The following is a 13,718-nucleotide window of genomic DNA, read 5'->3' on the forward strand; positions in this document are numbered from 1 at the left end:
GTCGGACCGAAGCCCGCGGTCCGACCGGCGCGCGTGTGGTGTTCAGGGCCGGGCGGCGGGTGGCGACAGGCCCATCTGTGCCAGCACCGCGTCACCGACCGAGGTCCCGACCCGACCGAGATCGAACGGCAGGTCGAAGTGATTGCGTCCGACCACCACCAGATCGCGAACCGGGTGCTTCCGGGCCTGGAGCATCTGGACGAACTCCCTTTGCTGCCGGGCGTATTCGAAGGTCTCGTCGGCACCTCGGGCGATGATCACCGATCGTGCGGCGAGGGTTCCCGCACGCAGCGGGCTGTAGCGCTCCGCGGTCTCCCGATCCAGTCCCAGCGCGTCGTTGACGTAGCTCGACCGGATCGGTTGCAGGTCGTACACCCCGCTGAGCAGGCACACCCCCGGTACTCGCGGCCCCGCCTCGGGTCCGCTGAGCGCCGCCGCGACGAGATGGGCGCCGGCCGAACTCCCGCCCGCGTACACCGCGTCGCCCGCGTGTCCGAGCACGTCGGCGTGCTCGCCCAACCAGCGCAGCGCGCGCCGCACCGACGCGACCATCTCGGCCAGCGAGTTGCCCGGCGCCAATCCGTATCCCAGCGCCGCGAACGCCGCCCCGGAGCTCACGAACCGGGGTGCGGCGAAGGCCGATTCCTCCTTGCTGCACTGCTGCCAGTGGCCGCCGTGGACGAACACGAACAGCGGTGCGCCGGGCCGGGTCGCGGGGAAGTAGTCGAGCCGCTCGGCCGGATCGGGTCCGTATCGCACGTCCGGGCGGCAGGCCAGGTCGGCGCGTGCCCGCCGACTGCGATCCGCGGCCTGGTCCAGGGTCCGCAGAAAGTCGGGCGCGCGGGAACTCGGCGAGTACTCCCGGTCGAGCGCGGCTCGATCGAACGCGCCGTAGACGATGGTCATGGGTCCTCCACATTCGATCGACGCCGCAGCGCCGGCGTTCGATGTTCGACGGGTTTCCGGGTTCGACGGTTGCGGGGTTCGTCGGCGACGCGTCTCAGGCGCTGTCCTCCAGCGCCTCCCGCTCCCCCGCCTCGCGCCGGGTGGCATCGCGACACGTTCGCCTCGTGCGCCCCGGCCCGATCAGCGCGGGCGCCGACGCCTCCTGTTGCCGAAACGCGGGCGGTGCGGGCAGTCTGCGCGGCAGGGCCGGCTCCGACCTGTCCGCCTGAACCACGAACACGCATGCGCGCGACACCGTTTCGGCGCGCCGCGGCCGAGTTGCGCCCGTCGCGCTCGACGCCGTCGAGACCGCGTGCAGGGTGTGGCAGGCACGCGCGTAGATCAGTGGGTGACCGGCGCGGACGGCCGTGCCGACCGCCGCCCGGGCGTGCCACCTCGCCGGCCGGAGCAGACGGGCGTCGCGTTCCGCGAGCAGCACCAGCACCAGACCGGTCCGGGCCTCGCATTCGCCCCGCGTCGAGCCGACCCGACGGGCCAGCCTCAGCGCGACCGTGTGATGCCGAAACGCGAGGTCGCGTTGCCCCTGCACCCGGGCGATCTCGCCGAGCACGTTCAAGGCGTGTGCCCGACACCGCGCGTCGCCGCCGGCACACGCCAGCCGCAGGGCCTCGCCGCCGTGTCGGGCCGCGGTGCCCAGTCCCCCGCGTTCGAGGTACGTCCGGGCCAACACGGCCTCGATCGCGGCCTGATCGTGGGCCGTACCGCCGGACGCCAACGCCTGGGCGAGATAGCTGACGGCCCGCTCGGCCCGGCCCTGGTCGTGCGAGACCAGGCCCAGCCGCCACAACGTTCGGGCAATGCCGGGGCCGGATTCGCCCGGCTCGACGAGGCGGGTGTCGCGCAGCGCGACCAGCAACTCCTCGCGGGCCTCGTCCAGCCGGCCCGCCCGGTGCAACTCGGCCGCCAAATCCCGCCGCACACACGCCGCCGCCCGCGGTCCGCCGAGCCGGTCGGCCAGGTCACGCGCGGTGGTCAGCACCTCGACGGCCCTCGCGCCGTGCCGCTCCACGCCGATCGCGAGCCCGAGGCCGCGCAGGGCGGCCAACCGTTGCCAGGGCTCGCTCGTCGCGATGTCGCGTTCGAGCGCCCGGGTGAAGTACAGCCGTGCCCGGGTCGAACGCCCCAGGCCCAGATGGGCGAAACCGAGCCCGATCAAGGTGGCCGCGGACCACCCGCACCCGGCGCGTTGTTCGGCCGCCCGTGCGGCCAGGGCGCAGCGCAGCGCCTGATCGTGGTGCCCGCCCTCGGCCAGGTAGGGACCGAGCAACGCGGCGAGCGCGATCGCCGGACATTCGGCGTCACCGGCCTCCACCAGGGCCACCAGTGTCGCCCGCTCGGCGTCGAGCCAGGCCGAGGCGGCGCGGGCCTCGGCGAAGCGCGCCGGCGCGTCGCCCGATCCGGGGAACTCCGGGAAGGTACCCAGGCCGAGCCGGCGCACCGCCTCCCGCACACCCGCGAACAGCCATTCGTTCATGCGGCGCGCGGCCCGGGTCCGCTCGTCCGGGGCATCCGCGGTGCGCGACAACTCGTTGGCGTACGCGCGCGTGAGTCCACGCAGCCGGAACCGGCCGGGGCCGCTGGGGGCGACCAGGTGGCCGGCCGCGAGCCGGTCGAGGATCTCCTTGGCCCGTCTGTCGTCGGCCAGGCCCGCCAACACCCGGACGGTGGCGGTGCCGAAATCGGGTCCGGGCGTCAGCGGCAACAGCCGATACACCCGCGCGGCCTGCGGCGAAAGCAGCCCGGCCGCGGCCCGGAAGGCGTCGCGCACGCCGGCCCGGGGACCCTGTCCCAGGGTGAGCCGACTCAGCGGGTCCCCCTCGCGCAACCGGGCCACGTAGTCCGCGAGGCGGCACCGGGGATCGGCGGCGAGCGTCGCCGCGGCGATCCGCAGGGCCAGGGGCAGGCGGTCGCACAGCCGGGCCAACTCCGCTGCGGCCTCGGGCTCTGCGGCGAGCCGGGCCGTACCCAGCACGCCTTCGAGCAGGGCGGCGGATTCGCTCTCGGTCAGTTCGTCCGACAGCGCGAACAGTCGAGCACCGCAGGACGCGCTCAGCTCCGGGAGGTCCACGCGGCTGGTCACCAGGACCGTCGAGCCCGCGGTACCCGGCAGCAGCAGCGTGACCTGCTCGGCGCAGGTGACGTCGTCGAGGAGCAACAGCACGCGGCGGTCCGCCAGTTGGGCACGCAGCGCGGCCGCCCGTGCCTCCAGGCCGGGCGGCACCCGGCGTGAACCGCACGCGCTCAGGAGTTCCGCCAACACCTCGGCCGGATCGCGGGGGCTGTCGTCGGTGTCGCTGAGGCGCACGTACCACTGGCCGTCCGGAAACTGTCCGCGCAACCGGTGCGCGGCCCGCAGCGCGGTCGCCGTCTTCCCCGCTCCCGGGCCGCCCGAGAGCACCACGACCGGCGACGCGGGCAGCCCGTGGTGCGGCGTGGCGGCCTCGACGATGCCTCCGAGTACCGCCTCGCGCCCGACGAAATCGCGCTCGTCCCTCGGTAGTTGGTACAGCGAGGTCCACGAGCCGCGGGTATCGGCCGGCGCCGTGCGGTGTTTGGCGGCGGACTCGGCGGGCGGGGCCGGCGCACCGCTGAGGATCGCCCGTTGCAGACGCACCAGCCGTTCACCGGGATCGATGCCCAGTTCCTCGTTGAGCCGGTCGCGGACCTCGGCGTAGGCGGCCAGCGCCTCCGCCTGCCTGTCGCAGCGGTACAGCGTGAGGATCAGCTGGTACCAGAACCGTTCGCGGTAGGGGTGTTCGGCGGTCATCTCGCGCAGCGGGGCCAGGATCCGGTCCTGTCGGCCCAGGAAGAGGCCGACGTCGAAGTATCGTTCGGCGGCGCGCAACCGGCGTTCGGTCAGCACGGGCACCGCCTCCCGTTGCAGGGCCTCCGCGGGTACGTCGTCCAGCGCGGGGCCGCGCCACAGGGCCAGGGCGGCGGCGAGCAGATCCGTCTCCTCCTGCGGCCGATCGGCCTGACGCGCCCGTTCGGCGCGCTCGACCAGGTCGTCGAAGCGGTTCAGGTCCAGCGCCGACGCGGCGATCGAGATGCGATACCCCTCGGGCACGGTGTGGATCAGCCGTTCACCGCCCGCCCGTTCCAATGTCTGGCGCAGCCGGTTCATGTGCACGTGCAGGGCGTTGCGGCCGCTGGCCGGAGGGTTGCCCTCCCAGAGGTGGCCGAGCAGCTTCTCGACCCCCACCGTTTGTCCGGCGTGCAGCAACAGGCAGGCCAGCAGGCTGCGTTGTTTGGGTGCCCGGAGGGGAACGGACCGATGGTCGACGACCACTTCCAGGGGTCCGAGGATCAGGAAGTCCGCGCGATCGGGTGAGCCGCGGTCCGAGTCGGGCGACGTCGCACCGTCTCCGCCCCCGCGGACCGCCGGTGAGCGGTACACCGGAAAGGATGCTGTGGTCACTGGTTTCTCCAAGAACAGGGGATACCGGTCGCCGATCGGCGACCGGTATCCGCGAATGCCGCCGACCCGGCGGCGATCCCGGGCCCGGGGCGGGTCCGGCGGACGGGCCCCGGGTCAGCCGTGCAGTCGGCTCACGTACTCCCGGCAGCCGGGCAGTTCGGCGACGAGTCGTTCGGCCTGCCTGCGGATCGCCGCGAACTCGGCCATCGCGCCGCTGGGGTCCAGGCCGGCCAAGGCCGGTCGGGGCCGGGCGGGCGCCTTGCCGAGCCCGATCAGCATCACCTTCCAGTTGTAGGCCTCGAAGCCGTGGAAGCGCGGGTAGATGGTGTCCGGCTCGGGCAGCAGTGTGCGCCAGGACTCCAGCCGCTCGGCCAACCCCTCGGGCACCGCGCGGGACTTGGCCGCCTTCCAGTACGGGGTGTCCTCACGTCCGGCCGCGCAGTAGTGCATGACCAGGAACTCCTTCACGCCGTCGATCACCTCGGCAATGCTGCGGTTGTAGCGCACCGCCAGTGCCGGGTCCCAGTCGCGGTCGGGGAAGTAGTTCACCAGCTGCTCGATGCCGTGCTGGATGAAGAAGATCCCGGTCGATTCGAGCGGCTCCACGAAGCCGCTGGACAGGCCGATCGCCACGCAGTTCTTCACCCAGGAATTGCGATTGCGACCGATCCGCATCCGGATGTGGTTCGCCTCCAGATCGGGCCGATCGGGTGCGGCGAATCGGCGCAGCGTGCGCTCGGCCTCGGCCGGGTCGCAAAACTCGTCCGAGTAGACGTACCCGGTACCGACGCGCTCGTACAGCGGGATGGTCCAGATCCACCCGGCCTCGGCCGCGGTGGCGGAGGTGTAGGGCGCCATCTCCCGCCCGGGGTCGGCGGGCACCCGCAGGGCCACCGCGCGGTTGTTGGGCAGCACGTCCTCGAACGACTCGAACGGCTCCTCGAGCACCCCGTTGATCAGCAACCCGCGGAAGCCGGTGCAGTCGACGAACAGATCGCCGGGGATGTCGCCGTGCTCGGTGGTGACCAGGTGGTCGATCCAACCGCGCTCGTCGCGGCGCACCTCGACCACGTCGTCCACCACGTGGCGCACGCCGCGTTCGACGCCGAACGTGGTCAGGAACTTGGCGAGCAGGTCGGCGTCGAAGTGGTAGGCGTAGGGGAACTGGGTGCGCTGCTCGTTGGCGTTGCCGATCTCGCGATCGAGAAGCGTGGTGAACAGGCTGCCGTCGAGCAGGCGCGGCGAGCGGTTCGCCTCGCACAACGCGGACAGCAGCAGGCAGGACGTGTCGAAGTTCTCCACGTCGCCGTCCAGGTGCAACCACCAGTCGTCCAGGGTGAATCCGTCGAGTACCGGGAGCCGCTCGAAGGGGTGGTAGAAGTAGGTGCCGACCTCGCGCCAGTTGGCGTACCGGATACCGAGCTTGTACGAGGCGGCGCAGCTCGGCATCCAGTCCCGCTCCTCGAGGCCGAGATAGGCGAAGAAGTGGCGGATGGTGCTGAACGTCGCCTCGCCGACGCCGACGGTGCCCACCCGTTCCGACTCCACGACGGTGACGGACACCTCATCCCTGAAGGTCTGCTTCAGGTAGGTGGCGGTCATCCAGCCCGCCGTGCCGCCGCCCACGATCACCACGTTGCGGATCATTGTCGTCCTTTCGGTTGCGTCGGGAGTTCGCCAGGCGATCGATCAGGGTGAGGACCGGCGAGGTCATCACGGTGGAAACGAGTGCCATGGTCACGAACATCGTGAAGAGAGTGGGTGTGATCACCTTGAGATCCAGACCCACGTTGAGCACGATCAACTCGGTCAGGCCGCGGCAGTTCATCAGCGTGCCCAGGGCGAGCGCCTCGCCGCCGGGGATGCCCAGGCCGCGGGCGGCCGCCACGGTGCTGCCCCACTTGCCGATCACGGCCACCGCGGTGATGGTCAGACACCAGGACCACAACCGCGGGTCCGAGCCGAACAGGCCGAACTCGGTGCGCAGGCCCGAGTACACGAAGAACAGCGGCAGCAGCAGCGTGACGGTCAGGTCCCGCATCCGTGCCGACGCGACCTCGACCGTGACCGAACCGCGCGGGACGATCACTCCCAGCAGGAAGGCGCCGAAGATCGCGTGGATGCCGATCCGGTCGGTGGCCAGCGCGGCCAGCATGATCGCCGCGAGCAGCGCGGGCAGGACCGCCGCGTCCGAGAGCCTGCGGGGTTGCTCGCGCCCGGCGCCTTCGAGGCGGGCCAACGCGGGACGAATCACGCCCCACATCACCGCGCTGAACACGAGGGTGCTCAGCAGGGTTCGGGCCACTCCGAAGCCGGAGGAGTGTCCGGTGGTCGCCACCACGACCGTCAGCAGACACCACGCGGTGACATCGCCGACGGCGGCGCAGGCCAGCGCCAGCGCGCCGAGGCGGGTACGTTCCATCCGGCGGTCGATCAGGATGCGGGCCAGCACCGGGAAGGCGGTGATGCTCATGGACACCGCGAAGAACAGCGCGAACGGCACGAATCCCACATCGTGGGGAGCCAGCGAGGAGTATCCGACCAGGGCCAGCAGCACGCCGCTGAGCATCGGTACCGCGATTCCCACGTGACTGATCATCAATACGATCCGGCCGCGACCGCGCACCTGGCGCAGATCCAGTTCGTAGCCGACCAGGAACATGAAGAAGATCAGGCCCAGTTGGGCCAGCACGTTGATCGACCCGTTGAGCGATTCGGGCAACAGCCAGTGGTATCCGGTGGGCCACGACAGGCCGAGCAGGGACGGTCCCAGCAGGATGCCCACGCAGATCTCTCCGATCACCCCGGGCTGCGCCATGCGTTGGAACAGTCGGGACATCAGGTGGCACAGCAGCAATACGACCGGCAGCGCCAGCAGCAGGTGGGCGAAGGTGTCCGCGGCGGTCGTTCGCACCCCGCCGGTGGTGTGCGTGCCGTGTCCGCCGTAGTGGCGCACGCCCGACCACAGGCCCGCCAGGATGAGCGCCACCGACAGCCCGACGACCAGCACGTAGAGCAGGATCTGTCTGCCGCGGGACACCGGCGGGTCGGGTGCGGGCGGGTTCTCGCGCTCGAGGACCGGCCGCGGGTCGGTCCCGCTCCCTGTCGGTGAGTTCTCACGGATGGACATCGCGACCTTCTCTGGTCGGGGCGAGCACGGCGCCGGTGTGGACGTGGGGACCGCGGCGCGCCGCCGACGGGGGGCGGCGGGCGCGCCGCGGGGTCTCAGGGCTGCCCCGGCCAGGCGGCATAGCCACGCAGGCCGTACAGCAGCGGATCGGGCAGTGAGCGGTGGGCCGTGCCCAGCACTTCGCCGAAGATCACCGCGTGATCGCCGACGACGTCGTCGCGCACCACCTTGCAGTCGGCGACCCCGTGTGCGGCCTCGTCCAGATGCGGGCCGCCGGCGCCGGCGGGCAGACACCAGGGGGTGCGCGCGAACCGGTCGGGAGCGCCGGAGGCGAACAACTCGGCCGTGCTCCTGGCGTGTCCGCTCAGCAGGTTGAGCGCGAAGGTGCCGCCGGCTCGGACCGCTTCCAGCGTGGGGCTGCCCTGGCGCAGGCAGACCAGGAGGGTGGGCGGCGACAGCGTCACGCAGCTGATCGAGGTGCAGGTCATGCCCCACGGGTGGTTTCCCGCGTCGAGCGTGGTGAGCACGCCGACACCGGTGGGGAAGCCGGCCATGAAGGCTCGCAGTCGGTCCGCCCGGTCGGTCGGCTCCGCGGGGTGATCGACCCGGACGTCGTTGTGTACGTCGGCCCGGATGGAATGCGTCACGAATTACTCCAGAAGTCCCGGTCGAGCGAGGTCATTTACCGTGGAGTTGGCGCAGGAATTCGTGCGTGGTGGGCAGCTCGGCCAGCAGGTGTCGCCGCCGGGACTCGACCTCGGCGAACAGGTTCTCGACACTTTCGATGGAGGCCGGCTTGTATTCCAGGGCGGGCAACACACGATCCGGGAGGTGGCCGAGGCCGGCGAAGATGCACCAGTAGTTCGTGTTGTTCCAGAAGTTCTTGTTGTCCACTTCGGAATTGCCGTAGTACACTCGCTCGCCGGCCTGCGAGGTGTTCACCGGGAATCCGGCCCGATACAACGAGATCTTCTCCCGGACGTCGTCGCCGAGCGGAAGCTCCTTGTTGGCCCGCCAAAACTCCGTGTCCGTGCGCGGCGAGAAGTAGAAGTGCGTCTGGATGAAGTCGCGGGTGAAGTCGAACATGCTCTCCACCTCGCGATTGAAGTGGTCGACCAGGGTCGGGTCGAAGCGCTTGTCCGGAAAGTGCTTGGCGAGTTGGTGCACCGCCGAGTAGATGAAGTAGATGCCGGTCGACTCGAGCGGTTCGACGAAGCACGAGGCGAGTCCGATGCTCACCACGTTGCGCACCCAGGCCCGGCGGTTGCGGCCGACCCGAAAGCGTACGTGGTTGAACGGGGTGCGGTCGGGGTTCAGACCCCACAGGTCGCAGAACTCGCGCGTGGCCTCGTCCTGGCCGGTGAACTTGCTCGAGTAGACGTAGCCGGTGCCGAAGCGGGTCAGCATCGGGATCTTCCACGTCCAGCCGGAACTCATCGCGATCGCCGAGGTGAACGGCTCGACGCCGTTGGCGGCGTCGTCGTGCGGGATCGCGGTCGCCACGGCGCTGTCGCACAGCAGTTGGTCGGACATGTCCAGGAACGGCTCTTCCATCGCCTGGTTGATCAACAGGCCGCGGAAGCCCGAGCAGTCCACGAACAGGTCGCCTTCGAGGAGTCGACCCTCCTTCGTGCGCAGCGCGGTGATGTGGCCCCGCTCGTCGAGGACCGCCTCGGTCATCTCGTCCCGGACGTGCCGCACACCCTGCTTCTCGGTGGCGAACCGACGCAGGAAGTCCGCGACCAGGTTGGCGTCGAAGTGCCAGGCGTAGCCGGTGGCCTGGCTGCCGTCGCCGTAGCGCGGGCCCTTCTTGGCGTCGAGCACCTCGGCTTCGGCGAAACACGCGTAGTCGAAGGGCACGTCGGTCTCGCCCCGCAAGGTGCGCAGGTGCCAGTAGTGCGAGAGCGGGATCCCGTCGTGCTCGGGGAGGTTGGCGAAGTGATGGTAGAAGTGGTCGACGCCGCCGTGGAGTGCGCGTGGCTGTGCCGCGCCGTTGCCGGGGGTGCGCCAGTTGACGAACCGGATGCCCGCCTTGAAGCTCGCGTTGCACTCGCGCATCCATTCGTCCTCGGGAATCCCGAGGTAGTCGAAGAACGCGGACTGCAGGTTCGGCACGGTGGCTTCGCCGACACCTATTCGGGGAATGGTGGGCGCCTCCAGGACCGTGATGTCCACGGCACCCTGGAGGGCCTTCCCCAGATACGAGGCGGTCATCCACCCCGCCGTCCCGCCGCCGAGAACGACCAGCCTCTTGATGCGATGGTCCACGAGTCTCTCCTTCGGCCTGCGGCCGCGGGGTTCGATCCCCGCGGCCGACCCTGGAGAGCATCCTGTGAGACGGCTCTATATTTTTCCTATGAGCCGGCCCGGACCGATGTGCGATCGCTCACCGACGAGGCAATCGGCTAACCGTAGGCGCTGGTTCGGGCGAATCGTGGATCGGTGTACTGTTTGGTTTCCGCGACTCGCCACAAGCGTTCGACGCTTTCCCGAACGTCTTGATGCGAGACATATAGCGGATGGAATCCGAAACGGAGCAGATCCGGCGGCCTACTGTCCGCGACGACGCCCTGCGGCATCAGGGCGCGAATCATCCCGTAGGCGTGTTCGTGCCGCAGCGAGACGTGCCCACCGCGTCGCTCGGCCGCACGTGGGGTGACCACCTCGAACGCCGGTTCGTCCGGTAGTTCGTCCACGCAGCGGATGAAGAACGCGGTGAGCGAGAGGCTCTTGTCGCGCAGTTGCTCGACCGCGACGTCGCGGTACACGTCCAGCGCGGCGTCCAGGGCGACCAACGACAGGATCGCGGGTGTCCCGACCACGGCCCGGGCGATGCCGGCGGCCGGCAGGTACGGGCCACCGGTGGCGAACGGGGTGACGTGTCCGAGCCAGCCGGCCAGCGGCAGGTCCAGGGCTTGGTGGTGGCGTTCGGCGGCGTACACGAAGGCCGGTGAACCGGGGCCGCCGGACAGGTACTTGTAGGTACAGCCCACCGCCAGGTCGACGTCGTGGCGCGCCAATTCGAGCGGCAGCACGCCCACGCCGTGACAGACGTCCCACAGGACGACCGCGCCCGCGTCGTGCGCCGCCGCGGTGATGCCCGCGATGTCCCACAACTCGCCGGTGCGGTAGTCCACCACCGGGTACGCGGCCACCGCCACGTCGCGGCCGTTTCGGGCCAACCACCCGGCCGCCTCCCCCGCGGGCACCTCGACCACCCGCAGGCCCAGCAGCCTGGCCGCCGACTCGGCCATGTAGCGGTCGGTGGGAAAGTGTCGCGGATCGGTCAACAGCACCTGCCGGCCCGGCCGCAACCGGGCCGCCCCGATCAGCGTGTTGAACAACTGCACCGAGGTGGAGTCGCCCACCGCGACCTGTCCCGGGCCGACCCCGAGCAGGGCGCCGATCCGATCCCCCACCCGGGTGGGCAGTTCCATCCAGTCCACCCAGGAGCGCACCAAATCCTCGCGCCATTGTCTGTGGATGGTCTCGTGCACCGCGGGGGCGACCGAGGTCGGCAGCGGCCCGAGCGAGTTTCCGTCCAGGTAGATCAGCCCCGGCGGCAGCGCGAACCGCTCCCGGAAGCCGGCCAACACGTCCTCTGCGTCCAATCGTTCAGCGTCGGTGCGCGTCGTGGGCATGTGCCTGCCTCCGTCGATTCCGGGATGCGATGCGCGCCGCGCCCAGCGCCGGTGCGACCGGGAGCACCCGGTCCTCGGAATAGGCGCAGCGATCCAGGAAACGGGCCATGTTCTGGCCCAACTCCCAGGCGCAGGAAGATTTTCCGGCCCCTCGTGCCTGTCGGAACAGGGCGATCAGGGCGCTCTTCTCGTCCTCCAACCAGTGTTCGCCCTCACGCACGGGGGCGGCTTGCGCCGCGTACCCGCGGTGCACCCAGGCGGTCAACGCCCGGTCCAGGACGGCGGCGAGCTCCGGCGCGGTGGCCACTTCGAGGTCGGCGGCCTCGCGGCCGAATATCCGCACCAGACGGTGCAGCCGATAGCGCGTCGTGGTCCCACCCGCGCCGGGGACGAAGGAGAGCAGTCGGGCGTCCACCAACGTCTCCAGTACGTCCTCGACCTGGTCGTGGGGCAGCCGCAGAATCTCGGCGGCGGCCCACGACGGGAAGTCGGGCACGTCCAGGTGGGAGAGCAGGCACAGGGCCCGCCGCGCGTGCGGAGCCAGCTCGCGATAGCTCTGCCGGATCCCCGATCGAACGTCCAGGTCCGAGGTGCGCAACTCGTCCAGCCGGCCGCGCTCCGCGGCCAGCCGGACCACGAGCGAGGCCACTTGCCAGTGCGGTCTCGCGTGCAGGCGAACGGCCGCGATCCGCACCGCGAGCGGTAGACCGCCGCACAACTCGACCAGCCGGCGGGCCATTTCGCGCTCGGCCCGGATCCGGGCCTCCCCCGAGACCCGGGACAGCAGTTCCAATCCCTCGTCCATGGACAGCGGGCCCGGTTCGATCAGGCTGACTCCGTCCAGGGCGGTCGGCGAGTGGCGACTGGTGATCAGTACCCGGCAACCGGTGGCGCCGGGTAACAGTGGTCGGATCTGGCTCTCGTCCCGCGCGTTGTCGAGCAGAATCAGCATCCGTCGGCCGGCGAGCCTGCTGCGGTAGAGCTGGACGCGTTCCTCGATCGAATCGGGGATCGCCCACTCGTCGATGCGCAGCGCGCGCAGGAACCAGCCGAGAACCTGCCTCGGATCCTTGGGACGTTCGTCGAGACCGCCGAGATCCACGTGGAGTTGACCGTCGGGGAAGACGTCCAGGCACCGGTAGGCGGCCCGCATCGCGAGCGCGGTCTTGCCGATGCCGGCCATCCCGGTGATCGCCACCGGTCTGCTCGGCGCACGGGCCGGCCGGTGCGCGTGGTCCGACTCCCCGGAGGCCGCCGGGGCCGCCGAGCCCGCCCGCAACAGGGTCTCGATCACTCGGAGTTCGCTGTTTCGGCCGGTGAAGTCGACGATGTCGGGCGCCAGCATGGCCGGCCGCAGCCGACTCCACGCGCTGGTGGTGACCACCCGTGCGCCGGCCCCGTCCGCGGTGCGCCCGAGTGTGGGATCACCGTCCAGAATCCCCCGAAAGACGGTGTTCATCGCTTGGCCCGGGTCCACCCCGAGTTGCTCGGCCAGCACGTGCCGGCCCTGCTGGTAGATCTCCAGCGCGTCGGCCTGTCGATCGCTGCGGTACAGCGCGATCATCAGGTAGGTGCGCATGCGCTCGCGCACCGGGTGGCCCTCCACCAGTGCGGTCAACTCGGGCACGAGCCGCGCGTGCAGGCCGAGTTCCATGTCGGCCTCGATCCGGGCCTCCAGCGCCCGCATCCGTGCCTCTTCCAGCCACGGGCCGTCGTTGGCGGCCAGGAACTCGGTCACGTTCGCCAGGGCCGGGCCGCGCCACAGCCGCAAGGCGGCCGACAGATGCCGTGAGGCGTCCTCGAACCGCCGGTCGGTCAGGGCCGCTTGGCCTACTCGGCTGAGTCGCTCGAACTCCTCGTGGTCGCAGCGGGCCGGACCCAGCGAAAGCGCGTAGCCGGGTTGGCGCCGCACGATGTAGGTACCGGCCGGGCCGAGCAGTTTGCGCAGCCGCGAGATGTACGTGTAGATCTGTGAACTCGCGGTGGCGGGCGGTCGGTCGCCCCAGAGGTAGCTGCTCATCCGAGCGTCGGACAGCACCGTCCCGTGGGCCAGGAGCAGGCCCGCCAAAGCCGTGCTGGGTTTGGTTCCGTCGAACGTGGTCTCGATTCCCCCTCTGTACATCGTCACCGGCCCGAGGATTCGAATTTCCATCCGGTCCTCGGGGTCGCATCCCGTGCTGTGCGAGATCGTCCCCGTCGTCTCGTAATAATGCTTCGAGAGATCAAGCATGCCTAGCCTCCCCGCAGACTTTCAGCGTCAGCAGCTTGGCACGCTATGGACGGGACCCCCGGCGCACCAGTCGATATTCGCCGACTGACCGATTTCGACACGGCCGCCGGCCCCGACGACGGATAGCACTCAAACGCCTTGGAGTTTCCATGACAAAATGAAAATGAGGTTCATTCAGCCACAAATATCATCGAACCGCCTGAACCTCGCATGGCGAATTTCCCTCACAGATCCCACCGGTTCACCCTGCGGCATCGCGAATCCCCAACCCGCCAGGGGGAGTTACCACCTCTCCCCACCCCGGCCACCTCGACCGAACCGGGTCCGGCCCGT

At 70.2% G+C, this 13,718-nt stretch carries 8 protein-coding genes; all 8 read right to left on the reverse strand.

The features are described 5' to 3' along the window. Positions 1-42: 42 nt before the first annotated feature. A complete protein-coding gene (locus EMA17_RS49635) occupies positions 43-906 on the reverse strand; it encodes an alpha/beta hydrolase (RefSeq protein WP_126643801.1) in 864 nt (287 codons plus the stop codon). Positions 907-1,000: 94 nt separating this feature from the next. Further along, on the reverse strand, positions 1,001-4,384 hold the full coding sequence (locus EMA17_RS49640; protein ID WP_126643802.1) for an AfsR/SARP family transcriptional regulator: 3,384 nt from the start codon (positions 4,382-4,384) through the stop codon (positions 1,001-1,003). Between the two features lie 114 nt (positions 4,385-4,498). Beyond that, the gene (locus tag EMA17_RS49645) at positions 4,499-6,031 is read right to left on the reverse strand and encodes a tryptophan halogenase family protein (protein WP_126643803.1); all 1,533 of its coding nucleotides are present in this window, start codon (positions 6,029-6,031) and stop codon (positions 4,499-4,501) included. After that, a complete protein-coding gene (locus EMA17_RS49650; RefSeq protein ID WP_246127419.1) occupies positions 5,949-7,424 on the reverse strand; it encodes a cation:proton antiporter in 1,476 nt (491 codons plus the stop codon). Before EMA17_RS49650 ends, EMA17_RS49645 begins: the two co-directional genes overlap by 83 nt. 185 nt (positions 7,425-7,609) lie before the next feature. Beyond that, positions 7,610-8,161, reverse strand: a complete 552-nt coding sequence (locus EMA17_RS49655) for a flavin reductase family protein (protein ID WP_246127421.1) — start codon at positions 8,159-8,161, stop codon at positions 7,610-7,612. Between the two features lie 31 nt (positions 8,162-8,192). Beyond that, complete coding sequence (locus tag EMA17_RS49660; protein WP_126643805.1) at positions 8,193-9,782, reverse strand: tryptophan halogenase family protein; 1,590 nt, start codon at positions 9,780-9,782, stop codon at positions 8,193-8,195. Between the two features lie 137 nt (positions 9,783-9,919). Continuing rightward, positions 9,920-11,155, reverse strand: a complete 1,236-nt coding sequence (locus tag EMA17_RS49665) for a kynureninase (RefSeq protein ID WP_126643806.1) — start codon at positions 11,153-11,155, stop codon at positions 9,920-9,922. After that, positions 11,130-13,277 (reverse strand): AfsR/SARP family transcriptional regulator, encoded by a 2,148-nt coding sequence (locus EMA17_RS49670; RefSeq protein WP_246127430.1) that lies wholly within the window; start codon positions 13,275-13,277, stop codon positions 11,130-11,132. The genes EMA17_RS49665 and EMA17_RS49670 overlap by 26 nt, the downstream gene beginning before the upstream one ends. Between the last annotated feature and the right edge of the window lie 441 nt (positions 13,278-13,718).

This window comes from Embleya hyalina, assembly GCF_003967355.1.
GTDB lineage: Bacteria > Actinomycetota > Actinomycetes > Streptomycetales > Streptomycetaceae > Embleya > Embleya hyalina.